Source organism: Arthrobacter sp. SE2, assembly GCF_058244265.1.
In genome coordinates this window covers 1-19469 of the sequence record NZ_JBZAYA010000030.1, presented here as the reverse complement: position 1 = coordinate 19469, position 19469 = coordinate 1, and the positions used below count along the sequence as shown (strand labels likewise).

Genomic DNA, 19469 nt, shown 5'->3' with positions numbered 1-19469 from the left:
GTGACGCGGAGCCCGGAATGCTGCCGGGCTGAATCGAACGAAGGCTGTGCATGATCGAGGACGTCACCGGTGACCTGAAACTTGGGCATCTTTTCCAGGCCGCAGGCCTTGCTCCCGATGATGTGGCTGTCATCCGGCACACGCTCAATCCGGGAGGCTTGAAAACCCGGGCCGATGCCCTGGGGCCAAACCTTTTGCCTTACACGCGCGAACAGGGGCACAACAACAAGCTCGGCAAAACACCTCCGAGGATCTGGCTGAACTTCCTGGCCACCACCGGACGGCGGGCCGGTTCATCACCGCTTTCGAAAACCACGGCGAAGTTCCTGAAGAGCGGACCGATATTTGGCGCTTCTTCGACGTACGGTCCTCGCCCGTTTTTCGGCTCTGACCGATCGCCTTGTTATCGAGTGGACTCCGGACACAGTGAACTGGGCCAAATCCGGCAGGACGGCGAGTCCCATGGTGGTGATCGAGATTGCTGATCCGCAGACGGAGCCGTTTCCCGGCTTCGACTCGCTCCTCATCAGCTACGACGAGCTCCAGGCCGTGGTCGCCGACGACCGCTACAGCCAATGGCGAACAGACCTCACCTCAGTACAGGGCATCTACCTCATCACCGACACCAAGACCGGCAAACTGTATGTCGGAAAAGCCGACGGGGCCGAACGCTTCTTTGGACGCTGGAGCGACTACGCCCGGAACGGGCACGGCGGCAACGTCGCCCTCCGCGAACTGGGCGGCGCCGACGCCAGCCACGCACGGCACTTCCAGTTCAGCATTATGCGGGTCTTCTCCCCCAGCGCTCCCACTGCGCAAGTGGACGCTGCCGAAGCCCACTTCAAACGCGCCCTGCTCTCACGCCAGACAGGACACAACCGGAACTAATCGGCCGCTTTGCGATCTCCTCCGTTCCGTCGACGACGACTCGTGCCCCCGATTGTCTTGGCGTCAGATGCCAGCGTAGGTTGTTCTGGCACGGGTAGCCTCTGCGCCGGGTCGATCCATGCCCAGCAACCGGATTCCAGCTAGTCCCCCAGCTCGGAGCGGCGGAACCGCAACTCCCCCACGGCACCGTTCAGGGGCGAGCCGGTGAACGGCAGCGCGTTCAAGTCCACTGCCCTGGCCACGGAGAGGGCAGTTTTTTGGTGGCCGAGGCGGCTCGTTCCGGGAGCCCGATGCTGGCGGCGAACTCCTGCCAGTGTCTGGCTTTGAGGTTCTTGACCTTGCCGCTGATGGTCCGTGCCGTTGAATCGTCGCCGTAGAGAAGCGTGCATTGGATGTCATTGACGGGTTCCACCACCCAACCTCCGTGCCGGCCTTCGAGCACCGAGGCGTTCTTGGCGTGCAGGTCACCATTCCCTGTCAGCCAGGCGAGCACGAACTGCAGATAGAGGTTCCTGATAGCGACGGCCCGGGCTACGCACAGTTCGGACAGGGCCAGCACCACTTCCACGGCGCTGACGGCATAATTGGATGCCGGCGGAAGGTTCAGGACCCTGGGCGGCGTCTTCCAGGTCCAGCCGCTTCATCCCGTCGTCCCAAGTGCGGTCACACCTTTTCCACGAGGAGCCCCGGAAGCCCGTGGGGATCCACCACTTCGGCCAGGGCAGAGAAGTTCAGGTCTCCGGGTCGAGTCGTGTCCTCAAGGGGCGGTGGCTCTACCGGCCGCTCCCCTGCCTGGAACAGAATTGCCCGGAAGAAAGCCCGGATCCCACACACTTGGACTCCGGCGACGGCTCGTACGCCAGCCATCGATAGACGTTCCCGGTTGACGGGAACGCCCAACGCTACCGACGGTCTGGGGCCGCAAAGTCATGTCGCCTGAAACAGAGAACTTCATGAAGTAGCGAAGGGAGAACCATGAGGAAGGGACCAAAATGCAGGTCGAAAAGCCGCCCGTCCACAAAGGTGTGCACAATGTGCGCACCCCTTTGGCCGGACAAACACGCAATGAGCGCACTCTGTCTGGTTCCCAGCGAGCAGCTACGCGAGGAAGAACCTCGAAGAACATTCGGCTTGGTCATGTCGTCACCACAACTCCTTGCCATGAATGAGTGATGCCACGAACTGGCCACGCAAACAGCAAGAAAGGATGGTACAAAACCCTGGATACCAAGCAGCGGAGGGCCCACCAGCCAGGACCCTGACCCCGCCACCCACACAACCGAACAGGCGACCGCGGCACCAGGCCAAACCGAGGAACAGCGTCAGAGGGACACACCAGGGTCATGTCAACACGTTAAAGCAAAAGACCCCTCGGACGAGGGGTCATGCTGTGCCCGAGGTGGGACTCGAACCCACACACCTTTCGATACCGCATTTTGAGTGCGGCGCGTCTGCCAATTCCGCCACTCGGGCGCGGAAACACCGAAACAAGACTAACCGACGTCGAGCTCTTCACAGAACTCAACGCTCCCTGTTGCAGTGCGCGAAACTACTCTACATGCAGATAGGCTAATTTCCAGAACCGGCTCGGCCGAGCAATAAATCATACGCAGGGACCGGGTGCAACTAAGATGGTTGAGAACCCGCCGTACGTCTTGAAGGAGATCCCGTGTCAGAACAGACGGAGTCCAAGCCCGCATCCCAGCCGGCACGCCGAGTAGTTGTCGCAGAAGATGAAACCCTCATCCGCCTGGACATCATCGAGATCTTGAAGGGCGAAGGCTACGACGTTGTCGGTGAGGCCGACAACGGTGAGAAGGCTGTCCAGCTGGCCGAGGAACTGAAGCCGGACCTGGTCCTCATGGACGTCAAGATGCCTGTCATGGACGGCATCTCAGCAGCGGAGAAGATCGTCAAGGCGAGAATCGCCCCCGTGGTCCTCCTGACGGCGTTCAGCCAGAAGGAGCTCGTCGAGCGCGCCCGCGACGCCGGGGCCATGGCCTACGTCGTCAAGCCATTCACACCGGCTGACTTGATCCCGGCCATCGAAATCGCTCTTTCCCGCCATGAGGAGATCAGGGCCCTCGAGAACGAGGTGACCGACCTTCAGGAGCAGTTCGCCACGCGCAAGCTTGTGGAGCGCGCCAAGAGCCTCTTGACCACGAAGATGGGACTCACGGAGCCAGAAGCCTTCCGTTGGATCCAGAAGACCTCCATGGACCGTCGCCTCAGCATGCGCGAGGTCGCCGAGACCATCATCAACCAGGTCAACTAACACTCCCCCGCGAAGGGCGCCGCTTCCAATGGGATAGCGGCGCCCTTCGTCGTCCCCGGCTCGCCCCCGGGTCCCCGGCCCTTCGGCCCGCGCCCCGGACAGCGCCGGCACCCGCCGCCGTGACGAACGAACCCCCAAAACAAGACAAAGGAGGCCCCGCCAAAACGGCGGAGCCTCCTAAACAGAGCTAAAGAGATCAGGCCTTCGACTTGGCCTTCTTCTTTTCCGGCCACGGTCCGACCTTTTCCTTGCGGGCTGCGGCCTCTTCCACACGGGAAGTGTCCGCGAGGTCGCCCACCCTGTGGACCTTGAGCGAGTTCGTGGAACCAGCCTGTCCGGGAGGGGAACCGGCCGCGATGACCACGAGGTCGCCGTTCTCCACGATCTTCATCTCGAGGAGGCTGCGGTCCACCTGGGCCGTCATGGCGTCAGTGTGGCCCACCATGGGGACCAGGACGGGCTGGATGCCCCAGGTCAGTGCCAGCTGGTTCCAGACGTGCTCCACCGGGGTGAAGGCGAACACCGGCTTGACAGGCCGCAGGCGGGACAGCCGGCGGGCCGAGTCACCGGACTGGGTGAACGTACAGATGTACTTTGCGTCCAGCTGGTCGGCGATTTCGACGGCGGCACGCGTGATGGCGCCACCGCGGGTCTTGGGCTTGGTGCCGAGCGGAGGAACGCGCTCAAGACCGTGCTCTTCAGTGGACTCGATGATGCGGGCCATGGTCTTGACCGTCTCGATCGGGAACTTGCCCACGCTGGTCTCGCCCGAGAGCATGACTGCGTCGGCGCCGTCGAGCACTGCGTTGGCGCAGTCCGAAGCCTCGGCGCGGGTCGGGCGCGGGTTGTCGATCATCGATTCAAGGACCTGTGTGGCAACGATGACCGGTTTGGCCCAGCGGCGTGCCAGTTCGATGGCGCGCTTCTGGACGATCGGCACTTCCTCGAGCGGGAGTTCCACGCCGAGGTCACCACGGGCAACCATGATGGCGTCGAACGCGTCGATGATTTCGTGGAGCTGTTCCACTGCCTGCGGCTTCTCGATTTTCGCGATCACCGGCACGCGGCGGCCTTCTTCGTCCATGATTTCGTGCACGCGCTTGATGTCGGACGCATCGCGGACGAAGGACAGTGCCACCATGTCGACACCGCGCCTCATGGCCCAGCGGAGATCGTCCTCGTCCTTTTCGCTCAGTGCGGGGACGTTGACGGCAACGCCGGGGAGGTTGATGCCCTTGTTGTTGGAGACCCAGCCACCGACGGTCACCGTGGCGACCACCTTGACGTCGTCGACCTCGATGGCTCGCAGTGCCACCTTGCCGTCGTCGATCAGGAGTGCATCGCCGACGTTGACGTCTTCGGTCAGGCTCTTGAGTGTGGTGGAGCAGATGTCCTTGGTGCCCGGGACGTCCTCGGTGGTGATGGTGAAGGTGTCTCCGACGTGGAGCTCGTGGGGGCCGTCGACAAATCGACCCAGGCGGATCTTCGGGCCCTGCAGGTCAGCCATGATGGCGACGGGCTTGTGAAGCTGGGCGGCGGCTTTGCGGACGTTCTCGTACGTGGTGTCGTGTACCGAGTAGTCGCCATGGCTCATGTTCATGCGGGCGACGTCGACGCCGGCTTCCAGCACCGCGAGGGTGTTGTCATAGCTGGAAATTGCCGGTCCGAACGTTGCCACGATTTTTGCGCGTCTCATATACCTACCCTAGTAGTGTGCTGCGGTTGGAGTTGGGAAAGCGTCGTGCGCCGGTCCTTAGAGGACCGCTATAGCCCGGTCGGTGGGAGCCACCGGTGCGGGGAGAATGGTGCTGCCCATGAGGTACTTGTCGACGGCGGCAGCGCAGGCGCGGCCTTCGGCGATAGCCCACACAATCAAGGACTGCCCGCGGCCGGCATCGCCTGCCACGAAGACGCCCTCGGTGTTGGTCATGTAGTACCCGTCTCGGGCCACGTTGCCGCGGCCGTCGAATTCTGCGCTGACCTGTTCGGTGATACCGGCAGGTTCCGCACCCGTAAAGCCGAGCGACAGGAAGACCAGGTCGGCAGGAAGTATGCGTTCCGTGCCGGCCTTCGGGAGGCGCTTGCCGTCCACGAACTCGGTCTCGGCGACCTTGACCCCTGTGAGCTTGCCGTTTTCGCCGACAAATTCGACGGTCGAGGCGAGGTAGGTGCGTTCGCCGCCCTCTTCGTGTGCGCTGGCAACCTCGAACAGGGTGGGGAACGTCGGCCATGGCTGGTGCGTGGCGCGCTCAAGCGGCGGCTGCTTGCCGATCGCGAGGGTCGTGACGGACGCGGCGCCGTGACGGTGTGCTGTGCCGAGGCAGTCGGCGCCCGTGTCGCCGCCGCCAAGGATGATCACGTGCTTGCCCTTGGCGTCGATCTGGCCCTCCACCGTTTCGCCGGCAACCACGCGGTTGGCAGGCACCAGGTAATCCATGGCGAAGTGGATGCCTTCGAATTCGCGGCCGGGGATGGGGAGGTCGCGCGGAACGGTAGCGCCGGTGGCGATCACCACGGAGTCGTAACGGCGGCGCAACTGCTCCCACGTCACGTCGCTTCCGACTGCCACACCTGTGCGGAAGCGGGTGCCCTCGGCCTTCATCTGCTCGACGCGGCGGTCGACCTGTTCCTTCTCCATCTTGAAGTCGGGGATGCCATAGCGCAGCAGTCCCCCGATCTTGTCGTCGCGTTCGTATACGGCCACGGTGTGGCCGACGCGCGTCAGCTGCTGCGCGACAGCAAGACCCGCGGGGCCGGAGCCGACGACGGCGACCGTCTTGCCGGAGAGACGCGCCGGCGGAAGCGGTTGTACCCAGCCGTTTTCGAAGGCGTCGTCGATGATCGAAACTTCAACCTGCTTGATGGTCACAGCGGGCTGGTTGATGCCCAAAACACAGGACGCTTCACACGGCGCAGGACACAAGCGGCCCGTGAACTCCGGGAAGTTGTTCGTCGCGTGCAGGCGCTCGATCGCTTCCTCGCCCTTGCCGCGCCACGTGAGGTCGTTCCACTCGGGGATGAGGTTCCCCAGGGGGCAGCCCTGGTGGCAGAACGGAACACCGCAGTCCATGCAGCGGCCTGCCTGGCTCTTGAGCACGCCCTTGTCCTGGGCTTCATAAACTTCTTTCCAGTCCATGATGCGGACGGGAACAGGACGGCGTGGCTGCGTCTCGCGCTGCCGGACTTTCAGAAATCCGCGTGGATCAGCCACCGGTTACCTCCAGGATTCGAGACCATACTTCTTCGCCATCGGGATCAAGGCCCTCTTCGATAGCGTCGAGACGGGTTTGCAGGACTGCGGCGTAGTCGCGCGGCAGAACTTTGGTAATGCGGGCGGCTGTGTCATCGAAGTTCTCGAGCAAGCGGCCTGCGAGGACGGATTCGGTTTCTTCCAGGTGCTTGACCAGGAGGCCGTGGACGATGGTGCGGTCCTCGTCGTCAAGCTCGAGCAGCTGCAGCTCACCGGAATCCAAGGCTTGCTTGTTGACCCGGGCGGGCTGGAGGTCCAGCACGTAGGCGGTGCCACCGGACATACCGGCGCCGAAGTTACGGCCGGTGCGGCCGATGATCAGCGTCTGGCCGCCGGTCATGTACTCGCAGCCATGGTCACCGATGCCTTCGACGACGGCGGTGGCCCCCGAGTTGCGTACCATGAAGCGTTCGCCCACCTGGCCACGCAGGAACATTTCGCCGCTCGTGGCGCCGTAGCCGATCACGTTGCCGGCGATGACGTTGCGTTCCGCCTGGAAAACGTTGGTGCGGTCCGGGCGGACGATGATCCGTCCACCGGAGAGGCCCTTGCCGACGTAGTCGTTGGAGTCGCCGAACATGCGCAGGGTGATGCCAGCCGGAAGGAAGGCTCCCAGCGACTGCCCGGCGGTGCCCTTCAGCGTGATGTCGATGGTGTCGGTGGCGAGCACATCGATGCCGAACGTCTTGGTGACGACGTGCCCCAGCATCGTGCCGACAGAACGGTCCGTGTTGATGACGTCAACGGCGATCTTCACCGGTGTGCGGTCGCTCAAGGCTTCCGCTGCCATGCCGATGAGGCGCTGGTCGAAGTGCTTGTCCAGCTCGTGGTTCTGGCCGGTGAGGTTCCGCAGGGGAACGTCGTCGTCGAACTCGAGGCCGTGCAGGATCGGGTCGAGGTCCAGGCCATCGGCCTTCCAGTGGTCCACGGCTTCGCGGGTGTCCAGGACTTCGGCGTGGCCGATGGCCTCTTCGAGGCTGCGGAACCCGAGTTCGGCAAGCAGCTCACGGACTTCCTCGGCAAGGAATTCGAAGAAGTTAACCACGAATTCGGGCTTGCCTGTGAAGCGCGAACGAAGCTCCGGGTTCTGGGTTGCGACGCCGACCGGGCAGGTATCGAGGTGGCAGACGCGCATCATGATGCAGCCAGACACCACGAGGGGCGCGGTTGCGAAACCGTACTCCTCGGCACCCAGCAGCGCAGCGATGACGACGTCGCGGCCCGTCTTGAGCTGGCCGTCCACCTGAACGACGACGCGGTCGCGGAGCCCGTTGAGCATGAGCGTCTGCTGGGTCTCGGCGAGGCCGAGCTCCCAGGGAACACCCGCATGCTTGAGCGAGTTCAGCGGCGAGGCGCCGGTTCCGCCGTCGTGCCCTGAGACGAGCACGACGTCGGCCTTCGCCTTGGTGACGCCGGACGCCACAGTGCCGATCCCCACTTCGGACACCAGCTTCACGTGCACGCGCGCCGAGGGATTGGCCCGCTTGGCGTCGTAGATGAGCTGCGCGAGATCCTCGATCGAGTAGATGTCGTGGTGCGGGGGCGGGGAAATGAGCCCGACGCCAGGGGTTGAGTGGCGGGTCCGGGCTACCCAGGGGTAGACCTTCTGCGCCATCAGCTGGCCGCCTTCACCGGGCTTGGCGCCCTGGGCCATCTTGATCTGGATGTCCTCGGCGTTGGTCAGGTACAGGCTGGTCACGCCGAAACGGCCGGAGGCGATCTGTTTGATCGCGGAGCGGCGCTCAGGGTCCAGCAGGCGATCCACGTCTTCGCCGCCTTCACCGGTGTTGGACTTGGCGCCCAGCCGGTTCATGGCGATTGCGAGGGTCTCGTGTGCTTCCTTGGAGATGGAGCCGTAGCTCATCGCTCCGGTGGAGAAGCGCTTCACGATGCTGGAAACCGGCTCGACTTCTTCAAGGGGCACTGCGGGGCGCAGGGTGTCCTTGAACTTCAAGAGCCCACGGAGGGTCATGAGGTTCTCGGACTGGTCGTCGATTCCCTTGGTGTAGGACTTGAAGATGTCGTAGCGGCGTTCGCGAGTGGCGTGCTGCAGGCGGAAGACAGTCTCCGGGTTGAACAGGTGCGGTTCGCCGTCGCGGCGCCACTGGTATTCGCCGCCGCCGAGGAGCGGACGGTGCGGCAGCTCGATGCCGCCTTCCGGGTAGGCCATCTGGTGGCGTGCGGAAACTTCGGCGGCAATGACGTCCAGGCCGACGCCACCCAGCTGGGAGTGGGTGCCGGAGAAGAATTCGTCCACGAGGTCCTGGGACAGGCCCAGTGCTTCGAAAGTCTGGGCGCCGGTGTACGAGGCCACCGTGGAAATGCCCATCTTGGACATGATCTTGAGGACACCCTTGCCGAGGCCCTTGATGAGGTTGTAGACGCCGTCCTCGGGAGTCACACCAACCACTTCGCCGGTGCTGATTAGCTGCTCCACGGATTCCATGGCCAGGTAAGGGTTCACGGCGGAAGCGCCGAAGCCCACCAGCACAGCCACGTGGTGCGTTTCGCGGACGTCGCCGGCCTCGACCACCAGGGCGGTCTTGGTGCGGTTGGCGCTGCGGAGCAAGTGGTGGTGTACCGCGCTGACAAGCAGGAGGGACGGGATCGGTGCCCACTGCGCGTTGGAGTCGCGGTCGGACAGCACAATGTACTGCACGCCGCGGTTGATCGCGCCGGAAACCTGCTCGCAGATTTCGGTCAGCCGGCTTCGGAGGGCTGCTTCGCCGCCTTCCGGACGGTAGAGTCCGCGGACCTTCATGGCGACCTTGTCGCCGTCGGCGTTTTCGATATTGGCGATCTTCGCGAGCTGATCGTTGTTGATCACCGGGAACGGCAGGGAGATCTGCGGCTGGCGCACCTGCCCGACATCGAGAAGGTTGCCGTTCGGACCGATGGCGCACGTCAACGAGGTGACAAGTTCTTCACGGATGGCGTCCAGCGGCGGGTTGGTGACCTGTGCGAAGGACTGCACGAAGTAGTCGAACAGCAGGCGCGGGCGCTTGGACAGCACCGCAACCGGCGTGTCGGAGCCCATGGCGCCGAGCGGTTCGGCCCCGGTCCGGGCCATCGGCCCCAGGAGGATCTTCAATTCCTCGGTGGTGTAACCGAAAGTCCGCTGGCGGATGTTCACGGACGCAGCCGTGTGCAGCACATGCTCGCGCTCGGGAAGTTCGTTGAGGTCGATCAGGTTGTCCTTGACCCATTCAGCCCAGGGGTTGGCTGCGGCCACCTCAGCTTTGACCTCGGCGTCGTCGATGATGCGACCAGCCTCGGTGTCCACCAGGAACATCTTGCCCGGCGAAACACGGCCCTTCTTGACCACCTTTGCCGGCTCGACCTCGATCACGCCGACTTCGGAGGCGAAGATGATCAGGCCATCTTCAGTGATCCAGTAACGGCCCGGGCGCAGGCCGTTGCGGTCAAGGGTCGCACCAACAAGGTTGCCGTCGGTGAAGGACACTGCCGCGGGACCGTCCCACGGCTCCATGAGCAGCGAGTGGTACTCGTAGAAGGCGCGGCGGGCCGGATCCATCGTGGCGTGGTTTTCCCACGCCTCGGGGATCATCATCATGATCGAGTGCGTGATGGGCCGCCCGGAAAGCCAGAGCAGTTCGGCAACCTCATCGAAGGACGCGGAGTCCGAGGCACCCGGCGTGCAGATGGGGTACAACTCCTCCGGGGAATCGCCCAGCAACGGGTTCGCAAGTTGGGACTGGCGCGCCCGCATCCAGTTCCGGTTGCCCTTGACGGTGTTGATTTCACCGTTGTGGGCAATGGTACGGAAGGGCTGGGCGAGCGGCCACGACGGGAACGTGTTCGTGGAGAAACGCGAGTGCACAATGGCCAGCTTGGTCTTGAAGCGCTTGTCCGAGAGATCCGGGTAGAACGGCTCCAGCTGGGCAGTGGTCAACATGCCCTTGTAAACGATGGTGCGCGAGGACAGCGACGGGAAGTACACACCGAACTTGTTCTGGGCACGCTTGCGGACACGCCACGCGCGGGAGTCCAGTTCATTCCGGTCCAGCACTTCGCCAGTGGCGGAAGCGAGGAACGGCTGCGCGAAGTAAGGCATGCAGGCACGGGCCATTGCACCGACCAAGTCCCCGACTACCGGCACTTCACGCCAGCCAAGAACTGTCAGGCCCTCATCCACTGCAAGAGCCTCGATGCCGGCCTTTGCGGTCTCGGCTTCGCGGGTTTCAGCAGGCAGGAAGGCAGTACCTACCACGTACTGGCCGGGTGCGGGGAGCTCGAACTCAGTGACGGCCCGGAAGAATTCGTCCGGAACCTGCATGAGGAGCCCGGCTCCGTCGCCCGTGCCTTCGTCGGCGCCCACGGCGCCCCGGTGTTCAAGGTTGCGCAGCGCAGTCAGGGCCGCTTCCACGATGTCATAGCCGGGTTCACCACGCAGCGTGGCAATAATGGCCAAGCCACAAGCGTCCTTCTCCTGCTCAGGGTTGTAGAGTCCCTGGGCTTCCGGGAGCGCAGCGAAACGCTTGAAGGGCGAGATGGCCCCCTGCGGTTCGACTGATTCGGACCAGCTTGGGTTATGAAGATGGGTCATTGAAGACGTCCTTCCTCGAGATCGTGCGAATGGAAGGGACAACGTTGGCCCCACCTTGCCTGCCGTGTGACGGGCATAACAAAGCGCTAGTTACTTGAAATTGTAGGTCAGCGGGCAAGACGCAACGAACAGTTACGCATGTCCCTGACCCAAGCTTGACCGCGGAGCCTCTGTGTGCTGCCGGGCGACTGCCAAGTGTGCCACGACGCTGTGGCCGGGGGCCTCTGGGCGGTAGCCCGGTTCCCCTGTGCCGTAGCGCTGGCTACTTGGTGCTGCCAGCTTCCGGCCCGGATCCGGGGGCGCTGCTGGCAGTGGTTTCGGTGGACGCGGAGCCGGAATCCGACGTGACGCCGGCATGTGACTCCTCGGCCGTTTCCGTAGGCTCAGCAGTATGGCCCAGATCGCTTTGGTTATTCCGGAGATTACCATGAGCACCGGCATCTGAGACAGATCCGTCCGTATCATGGGCCTTCGTATCGGTCACAATTGTGCTGTTCGTCTCAACAGCAGTCGCCTCGGCAGCAGTCGTCTCATCGTCCCGGGCACTTGAGTCAGCCGTGGCGGGTTCGTCCTCTTCGGCGGTCACCGCAGCCGGTTCCCTGCCGGGAAGGTACGCGGTGTCCGGCTCCGGCCTGCCGCGCAGGCTCAGGAAGATGAAGATGATGAGCGCTGCGACGAAGACGAAGATGCTGGTCCACACGTTGAGCCGTGTGGTGATGCCGAAGAGGTTGATCTGCTCGGCATCGTCGATCCGCAACGCTTCGATCCAGACGCGGCCCAGCGTGTAGTAGATGGCATACAGCCAGAAGAGCCTGCCGCGGCGGAAATGGAAGCGCCGGTCCAGGACGAGAAGGACCACGACGCCGATGATGTTCCAAAGGGATTCGTAAAGGAACGTCGGGTGGAACAGGGTGTCACTCGGCATCCCGGCCGGGAAATTGGGGCTGTTGGGATCTATTTGCAGGCCCCAAGGCAAGGTGGTGGGTCCGCCGAAGAGTTCCTGGTTGAACCAGTTTCCCCAACGCCCGATCGCTTGCGCCAGCAGGAGCCCGGGGGCTGCGGCGTCGAGGAAGGCGGTCAGCTTGACGCCGGAGCGGCGGCAGCCGAGCCAAGCACCGACCACGCCGAGAACCACGGCACCCCAGATGCCCAGGCCACCCCGCCAGATCTGCGGGATCAGGGAGAGGTCGCCCGTGCCGTTGAAGCCCGGGCCGAAGTATGCGTCCGGCGAGGAGATGACGTGGTACAGGCGGCCGCCCACAATGCCGAAGGGGATTGCCCAAATGGCGATGTCCCACAGGCTGCCTTCGGGAGTGCCGCGGCGCTTCCAGCGCACGGCGGTGAGCCACAGGCCCAGGATGATTCCGAGAAGAATGCACAGGGCGTACGCATGGATGCGGAGAGTCCCCCACGGCAGCGGAATATCAAATCCGGACCATGAGGGGCTCGGAATGCTCATGGGAGCCATTGCCGCGACGTGAAGGAGACTCTGCATTGTCTACGCTTTTCCTTTTCTAGGCCTGCGCTGTTGCCCGGCCGAGGCCGGCGCTGAGGTTCTTGGTGAGTTGCGCGACGGCGTCAACGCCGCCGTCGCGGATGGCCGCAACCAACGCGGTACCGACGATCACGCCGTCGGCGTACGCCGCAATCTCGCGGACATGGTCTGCGTTGGAGACTCCGAGCCCGACGCAGACCCTTTCGGCGCCGGCCGCATGGGTATTGGCCACAAGCTTTTCCGCGCTGCTGCTGACAGACTGCCGCGTTCCGGTGACGCCCATGATGGAGACGGCGTAGACGAAACCGCGGCTCGCCTCCACCGTCATGGCCAGGCGTTCCGGAGTAGACGACGGTGCCACGAGGAAGACCCGGTCGAGTCCGTATTTGTCCGATGCCGCGAACCATTCGGCAGCCTCGTCTGGAATGAGGTCCGGCGTGATGAGTCCGGCTCCCCCGGCTTCGGCCAGCCGGCGTGAGAACTCGTCGACGCCCATGCGCATCACCGGGTTCCAGTAAGTCATGACAAGCACGGCGGCGTCGGTGGCTGCGGTGATGCCCGCAACCACGTCGAAGACGCTGGCGACGCGGAAACCGTTGGCGATTGCCTCTGTGGTCGCAGCCTGGATGACAGCGCCGTCCATGACGGGGTCCGAATACGGGATGCCGATTTCAATAAGGTCCGCGCCGTTGCGGGCCATGGCAATGCCGGCGTCGATGCTTGACTGAACGTCCGGGTAGCCTGCCGGAAGGTATCCGATCAACGCGGCCCGGCCTTGTGCCTTCGCGCGGTCGATCGCGGCAGCGGACTTGCTGGTCATCTGCTCAGTCATCAGTTCTGGTCTCCGTTTGCGGCTTCAGGGCTTGCTTCTTCAGTGCTGATCTCAAGGTTGCTGCGTTCGGACGGGCCCTTGGGCTTGCGCGTGGAGAGGGTGGTGCCCTTGACGTTGCCGTTTTCATCCAACATGTCGAACCACTCGGCGGCCGTTTCCACGTCCTTGTCACCGCGCCCGGACAGATTCACGATGATGATCGTGTCGGCCGGGTTTTCCTTGCCTTCTGTGAGCAGCTTGCCCACCTTGATGGCACCGGCGAGGGCATGCGAGGACTCGATGGCGGGGATGATGCCTTCGGTCCGGCAGAGCAAGCGGAACGCGTCCATGGCCTCGGTGTCCGTGATGGGCTCATACGTGACGCGGCCGATGTCCGCGAGGTAGGAGTGCTCCGGACCGACGCTCGGGTAGTCCAGGCCGGCGGAAATCGAGTGGGACTCGATGGTCTGGCCGTCTTCGTCCTGCATGAGGTAGGACCGGGCACCATGGAGCACGCCGGGGCGTCCGAGGGTGATGGCGGCCGCGTGGCGCCCTGTTTCGACACCGTCGCCGCCGGCTTCAAAACCGTAGATCTTCACGGAGGCGTCGTCCAGGAAGCTATGGAAGATGCCGATGGCATTGGAACCGCCACCGATGCAGGCACACACGGCGTCCGGAAGTTTGCCGGTCTGTTCCAGGATCTGCGCGCGCGCTTCCTCGCCGATGACCTCGTGGAAGAAGCGCACCATCGCCGGGAACGGGTGCGCACCCGCCGCGGTGCCCAGCAAGTAGTGGGTGTTGTCCACATTGGAAACCCAGTCGCGGAGGGCGTCGTTGATGGCGTCCTTGAGCGTCTGCGATCCATTGGTTACGGGAACCACGGTGGCGCCCAGGAGCTGCATACGGGCCACGTTGAGTGCCTGGCGGCGGCAATCCTCGGCGCCCATGTAGACGACGCATTCCAGTCCGAGCAAGGCTGCAGCCGTTGCGCTGGCAACGCCGTGCTGGCCTGCCCCGGTTTCGGCGATGACACGGGTCTTGCCCATGCGCTTCGCGAGCAAGGCCTGGCCGAGGACGTTGTTGATCTTGTGGGATCCCGTGTGGTTCAGGTCCTCGCGCTTGAGGAAGATGCGCGCCCCGCCGGCGTGCTGGGAGAAACGCTTGGCTTCCGTGAGAAGCGACGGACGGCCCGAGTAGTTCTTGTTGAGGTCCTTCAGCTGGGCAAGGAACTCAGGATCGGCTTTGGCCTTCTCGAATGTGTCCTCGACTTCGTCCAGGGCGGCGATGAGGGACTCAGGCATCCAGCGTCCACCGTAAGAGCCGAAGTACGGCCCTGCGGCGTTGCGGAGCGAGGCTCCACCTTGTAGGAATGCGTCGGCCACATTCTCTTGCGAGTTGGCTGTTGATGCGTCCACCATCAGTCTCACCGTCCTGTTCAGTTGGTAGTTGGGTTTTTCCAGGGCCGCAGGACAGCTACCAGCCGCGTTGTCTGCTGCTGTCCGGGTCCAACGCCGCGAATCAGGCCTGTCTCAGGTCCTGACGGCGATCGCGGCAGCTCCGGCCGCCTTGAATTCGCTGATCCGCTCGCGCGGGGTGGAGTCGCTCACAAGGGCTTCGCCCACAAGGATTGCGTGGGCACCGTTCCCGGCATAATGCGCGACGTCGTCGGCGTTCCGCACGCCAGACTCTGCCACGACAACCGCCCCCGCCGGAATGCTTCCCGCGAGCGAGGCAAACAGGGAGCGGTCGACGTCGAGCGTCTTGAGGTTGCGGACGTTCACCCCGATGATCCGCGCCCGGGCTGCGGCCGCACGCTCGATTTCCTCGGGCGTGTGCGTTTCCACCAGGACGTTCATGCCCAGCTCGTGGCTCAACGCGCTGAACTCCCACAGCTGCGCGTCTGAAAGCGCGGCGACGATCAGCAGGATGAGGTCTGCACCATGCGCACGGGCCTCCCAGATCTGGTACTCGTCAACCGTGAAGTCCTTGCGCAGCAAAGGAATGTCGACGGCGGCACGCACCGCGTCGAGGTCCGCCAGGGAACCGTTGAAGCGCCTCTGTTCGGTGAGGACGCTGATCACGGAGGCTCCGCCGTCGGCGTACTGCACCGCAAGTGCAGCAGGGTCGACGATGCTCGCGAGATCGCCCTTGGAGGGGCTGCGGCGCTTGATTTCCGCGATGACCTTCAGTTCGTCGCGACTGGCCGACGGACCGCCCAAGGCGGCCCACGCGTCCAGTGCAGTAGCGGTGGCCGCTGCGCGTTCTTTCAGCTCGTCAAGGCCGACAAGGCGGCGGCGGGCCTCCATGTCCTCCCTCACACCGACGATGATGTCATCAAGAACGGTCACGGTCAGTGGCCGGCGTTCTTCAGCTTGCTGCCGTCGACGCCGTAGCCTGCCTTGCGCATGGCCCAGCCGGCAATCAGGCCGGCCACCATCACGACGATGCCGGCGATGAAGATGGGGGTGCTGGCGATAACAAAGGCGATGGAGGACACCAGGGCCCCTACCAGCATGACAATCACGCAGGTCCACGCGGCCGGGCTGTTGCCGTGGCCGATGGCGTCGCTGTGGCTCGCAGCGGTCACAGGGGCCTTGCTCGCGGACACTGTGGTTTTGCTCATGTGAAAATCTCCTCAGGATGAATACTGCTTACATTCTGCCATTTATTGACCGCACCCGGGACATCGTCCGACGTCCGGACAGTCGGGTCTTACGTGGGGTCTTCTCCGCGCGAGAGGCTGTCCCAGCTATCGATCTCGTCGACGGGTCCGGAACCCGCGAGGGCTGCCCGGCTAGCGACGTCGTACTTGGTGCGCGCCTTCCAGTGCCGGCCCGCGAGCGGCAGCAAGCCACCACACAAAGCGAGCAGGCCGGCAGCCACGACCGCGAACACGGGGAACACGGTGGACGACGCAGCCGCCTGGCCACCCGAAATGCCGGTAGTGGCGGCAATGGTTCCCTGCGCCGCACCGAGGGGATTTGCCAGGACCGTCACCGCGGCAATCAGGATGCCTGCCGAGGCAAGCACGACGATCGTTGCAATGATCCAGCGTGAAAGCTTGCCCGCGATGGACGATGCCAGTCCCCCGGCAAGGGCGACGAGCGCGAGTGCGGTCACCGCGGTCGCGGCCTTGCTCCCCTGAACGTGGAGGTCGGCATTCGCCGCGGCAGCGGGATCGAGCCGGACGTTGATCCAGGTCTGGGTGGTGGTCCCGAAAACGGCGAGGGCAAGAATTGCCATGGCGAGGACCACATTGCCCTTCCGTGCCCACACGGGAGGCTTTGCTGCGGCCGCCTGAGGCCGGGTAGCGCTCACGGGGTGGGGTTCCCGTCGACGACCGCGTCCGCAGAAACCGCGTCGGGGGAAATGTTCTGGAGCGATCCGGCGGTGTGCACTGCCCGCAACGGGGCCGCTGCCTTGTTCACGGTCTCGAGCGCTTCGGAAGGCTTGTGGGAATCGGCCACGATGCCGCCGCCGGCCTGAACGTATGCCCGGCCCTCACGCAAGAGTGCCGAGCGGATGGCGATCGCCATGTCCATGTCGCCTGCGAAGTCCAGGTAACCCACGACGCCGCCATAGATGCCACGCCGATGCGGTTCGAGTTCGTCCAGGAGACGCAGTGCGCGCGGTTTGGGGGCACCCGACAGCGTGCCGGCGGGGAAGGTCGCCTTGAGCACGTCGTATGCCTTCGCTCCGGGCGCCAACTCTCCGACAACCGTGGACACCAGGTGCATGATGTGGCTGAAGCGTTCCACCTCCATGAACTGCGTGACGTCCACTGTTCCTGCCACGCAGACCTTGGACAGGTCGTTCCGGGACAAGTCCACGAGCATCAGGTGTTCAGCGCGTTCCTTCTGGTCCGCGAGCAACTCGGTAGCCAGGGCCTTGTCGGCTTCAACGGTCTTGCCGCGGGGCCGCGATCCGGCAATCGGGTGGGTGATGACCTCATTGCCCGTGACGGTCACAAGGGCCTCGGGAGAGGAACCGACAATCGTGTATTCGCGGCCGTCGGGATCTTCGAGGCTGAAGAGGTACATGTACGGGCTCGGGTTGGTGTTGCGCAGCACGCGGTAGACATCGAGCGGGTCCGCGGCGCATTCCATTTCGAAGCGCCGCGAAATGACCACTTGGAAGACCTCGCCGTCGACGATCGCCTCCTTGCCGCGATCGATCGCGTTCAGGTAATCCTGCTCATCCCAGCGTTCCTGCACGCTGGACGCGAAGTCCAGGGCTTCGGACTGCAACACCGATACGGGCTGCTTCACGGGCGTGCTGATCTGGTCCAGCAGTCGCTTCACCCGGGCGACGGCGTCGTGCCAGGCTTCGTCGACGCGTTCGGAACTGTTGTCGAAATTGATCGCGTTGGCAATCAACAGGACGGTGCCGTCCATGTTGTCGTGGACAGCCATGTCGGTCACGAGGTTCAAAGCCAGTTCCGGCAGGTGGAGGTCATCCTCCGGGGGGCTGGCCAGCTTCTCCCAGTGCCGGACGGTTTCCCATCCGAGGAAGCCGACAAGTCCGGAGGTGAAAGGAGGAAGGTCCGGGAAGCGGTCGGTTTGCAGGGCCGCAATGGTGTCGCGGACTGCGTCGACCGGGCTGCCGTCTACCGGCACGCCGACCGGAGGCTCGCCGATCCAGTGCGCCTGGCCATCCTTGCTCGTCAAGGTGGCACGCGAACGTGAACCAATGAAGGAATAACGTGACCATGCGCCGCCGACGGCTGCCGACTCCAGGAGGAAAGTGCCCGGCTGGCCCTGGGCCAGCTTGCGGTAGAGCCCGATGGGAGTCTCCGCGTCGGCCAGTACCCTGAGCCGGACCGGGATGACGCGGCTGTGTGCGGCGAGTTCGCGGAACTCCTCCAGGCCCGGGCTGATGATTCCAAGGTCCTGCATGGTTAGTGTTCTCCGCCTCTTCTTGTGTGCTTGCCTCAGTGGATGGTGTGTGGTGGCCTAGTCCCGCTCGCCGCTCACGGCGGCGAGGCTCCGGTCATCGAAGCACGTGCGTGTCCCGGTGTGGCAGGCCGCGCCTACCTGGTCGACGCGGACCAGGAGGGCATCGCCGTCGCAATCCAAGGCCACCGATTTCACGAACTGGACGTGCCCGGAGGTGTCGCCCTTGCGCCAGTATTCCTGCCGGGACCGGGAGAAAAATGTCACGCGTCCCGTGGTCAGGGTCCGGTGCAACGCCTCGTCGTCCATCCAGCCGAGCATCAGCACTTCGTCGGTGTCGAACTGCTGGATGATCGCCGCCACCAAGCCGGCAGAATCGCGCTTCAGCGCGGCGGCCAGCTCGTGCGGGAGCGGACTGACGGGCACGACGGCGGGCGCCGCGGCGAAAGCGGCTGCGGGCGTGGCTGGAGGTGTTGACTGCTCAGACATCAGATCAAGTCTAGTGCCTCGTGTGGAGCCGAAATTCAGCGGCGGTTCCACTGCGCAACAGAGCGCGTCTCGTGCTAGTTTCACAAGTGATGCATTTCGTCGATCCCTCCCGCGAAGTACTGGCCGAAACACTCCTGGCGGCCGGACCTGACTCCCCCACGCTCTGCGAAGGGTGGCTGACAAGGGACCTCGCGGCGCACTTGTACTTGCGGGAACGCAAAGCGGCCGTCGGCATCGGCTTGGTCATCAAGAGCCTCGCCCGGGCCTCGGATAAAGCCACGGCAAAACTGGCCTCCAAGCTGAAAACCACGGAAGATTACGCCGAACTGGTGAATACCTTCCGCTCAGGGCCGCCCGCCTTGTCTCCCCTCAAGATCAAGGCCCTCGACGAGTCCTCCAACCTCATCGAATATTTCGTGCACACGGAGGACATCCGCCGGGCCGGAGACCGTTGGGCTCCACGGGCCCTGGACGAGGAATACTCGGACGCCTTGTGGGATGAATTGATCAAGCGCGCCGCCATTCTGTACCGCGGCGTGGACCTCGGGATCGTGTTGGTCCGCCCCACCGGTCCCCGCCATGTTGCCAAGCGGGCTCCCGTATCGGTTGCCATCGTGGGCGAGCCCGGTGAACTCCTGATGCACGCCCACGGCCGGACGCATCACGCGCTGGTCACCTTCGAGGGCCAGCCGGACGCCGTCGCCCTCCTCCAGTCAGCCGAAGTCGGCCTCTGACCCGCCGTTAAACCCCAACTGGCTCGCAGTTGTTGACCCTTCTATGGTTGTCAAGCGCTGCAAGAGGC

General features: G+C 64.0%; 16 protein-coding genes and 1 tRNA gene. 3 read left to right on the top strand and 14 right to left on the bottom strand.

Annotated elements, in window-relative coordinates; genetic code table 11:
• Positions 1 to 426 precede the first annotated feature (426 nt).
• Complete coding sequence (locus AC4CS3_RS22695; RefSeq protein WP_490785348.1) at positions 427 to 888, top strand: GIY-YIG nuclease family protein; 462 nt, start codon at positions 427 to 429, stop codon at positions 886 to 888.
• Between the two features lie 220 nt (positions 889 to 1108).
• Here the strand turns inward: AC4CS3_RS22695 and AC4CS3_RS22690 are convergent, their stop codons facing one another.
• The 3 genes from AC4CS3_RS22690 to AC4CS3_RS22680 form a co-directional block, all read right to left on the bottom strand.
• Positions 1109 to 1456, bottom strand: coding sequence for a HipA domain-containing protein (locus AC4CS3_RS22690; RefSeq protein ID WP_490785347.1), 348 nt, complete (start codon positions 1454 to 1456; stop codon positions 1109 to 1111).
• 95 nt (positions 1457 to 1551) lie between these two features.
• Entirely contained in the window at positions 1552 to 1755 is a 204-nt protein-coding gene (locus AC4CS3_RS22685) for a hypothetical protein (RefSeq protein WP_490785346.1), read from the bottom strand.
• Positions 1756 to 2279: 524 nt separating this feature from the next.
• A tRNA-Leu gene (locus AC4CS3_RS22680) sits at positions 2280 to 2361 on the bottom strand.
• A gap of 196 nt (positions 2362 to 2557) precedes the next feature.
• Here AC4CS3_RS22680 and AC4CS3_RS22675 point away from each other — a divergent pair.
• Positions 2558 to 3163, top strand: a complete 606-nt coding sequence (locus AC4CS3_RS22675) for an ANTAR domain-containing response regulator (RefSeq protein WP_269993486.1) — start codon at positions 2558 to 2560, stop codon at positions 3161 to 3163.
• Positions 3164 to 3359: 196 nt separating this feature from the next.
• On the opposite strand, the gene pyk is transcribed toward AC4CS3_RS22675, so the two are convergent.
• The 11 genes from pyk to hisI form a co-directional block, all read right to left on the bottom strand.
• A complete protein-coding gene (pyk, locus tag AC4CS3_RS22670; protein ID WP_490785345.1) occupies positions 3360 to 4859 on the bottom strand; it encodes a pyruvate kinase in 1500 nt (499 codons plus the stop codon).
• A 57-nt stretch (positions 4860 to 4916) separates the two neighbouring features.
• Positions 4917 to 6374 (bottom strand): glutamate synthase subunit beta, encoded by a 1458-nt coding sequence (locus tag AC4CS3_RS22665; RefSeq protein WP_490785344.1) that lies wholly within the window; start codon positions 6372 to 6374, stop codon positions 4917 to 4919.
• Positions 6367 to 10980, bottom strand: coding sequence for a glutamate synthase large subunit (gltB, locus tag AC4CS3_RS22660; protein WP_490785343.1), 4614 nt, complete (start codon positions 10978 to 10980; stop codon positions 6367 to 6369). Before gltB ends, AC4CS3_RS22665 begins: the two co-directional genes overlap by 8 nt.
• A 262-nt stretch (positions 10981 to 11242) precedes the next feature.
• Positions 11243 to 12475 carry a prolipoprotein diacylglyceryl transferase gene (lgt, locus tag AC4CS3_RS22655; RefSeq protein WP_490785342.1) on the bottom strand — a complete coding sequence of 411 codons (1233 nt, stop codon included), beginning with the start codon at positions 12473 to 12475 and terminating at the stop codon, positions 11243 to 11245.
• 19 nt (positions 12476 to 12494) lie between these two features.
• Entirely contained in the window at positions 12495 to 13307 is an 813-nt protein-coding gene (trpA, locus tag AC4CS3_RS22650; protein WP_490785341.1) for a tryptophan synthase subunit alpha, read from the bottom strand.
• Positions 13307 to 14704, bottom strand: coding sequence for a tryptophan synthase subunit beta (trpB, locus tag AC4CS3_RS22645; RefSeq protein WP_490785340.1), 1398 nt, complete (start codon positions 14702 to 14704; stop codon positions 13307 to 13309). The genes trpA and trpB overlap by 1 nt, the downstream gene beginning before the upstream one ends.
• A 111-nt stretch (positions 14705 to 14815) precedes the next feature.
• Positions 14816 to 15634, bottom strand: a complete 819-nt coding sequence (gene trpC, locus AC4CS3_RS22640) for an indole-3-glycerol phosphate synthase TrpC (RefSeq protein ID WP_490785339.1) — start codon at positions 15632 to 15634, stop codon at positions 14816 to 14818.
• A gap of 2 nt (positions 15635 to 15636) precedes the next feature.
• Positions 15637 to 15909 carry an HGxxPAAW family protein gene (locus tag AC4CS3_RS22635; RefSeq protein ID WP_236817197.1) on the bottom strand — a complete coding sequence of 91 codons (273 nt, stop codon included), beginning with the start codon at positions 15907 to 15909 and terminating at the stop codon, positions 15637 to 15639.
• 89 nt (positions 15910 to 15998) lie between these two features.
• Positions 15999 to 16604 (bottom strand): Trp biosynthesis-associated membrane protein, encoded by a 606-nt coding sequence (locus AC4CS3_RS22630; protein ID WP_490785338.1) that lies wholly within the window; start codon positions 16602 to 16604, stop codon positions 15999 to 16001.
• On the bottom strand, positions 16601 to 18181 hold the full coding sequence (locus tag AC4CS3_RS22625) for an anthranilate synthase component I (protein WP_490785337.1): 1581 nt from the start codon (positions 18179 to 18181) through the stop codon (positions 16601 to 16603). Before AC4CS3_RS22625 ends, AC4CS3_RS22630 begins: the two co-directional genes overlap by 4 nt.
• A gap of 57 nt (positions 18182 to 18238) precedes the next feature.
• Positions 18239 to 18667, bottom strand: coding sequence for a phosphoribosyl-AMP cyclohydrolase (gene hisI, locus AC4CS3_RS22620; protein ID WP_490785336.1), 429 nt, complete (start codon positions 18665 to 18667; stop codon positions 18239 to 18241).
• A gap of 89 nt (positions 18668 to 18756) precedes the next feature.
• On the opposite strand from hisI, the gene AC4CS3_RS22615 reads away from it, so the two are divergent.
• Positions 18757 to 19401 (top strand): TIGR03085 family metal-binding protein, encoded by a 645-nt coding sequence (locus tag AC4CS3_RS22615; protein ID WP_184739179.1) that lies wholly within the window; start codon positions 18757 to 18759, stop codon positions 19399 to 19401.
• Positions 19402 to 19469: the final 68 nt, after the last annotated feature.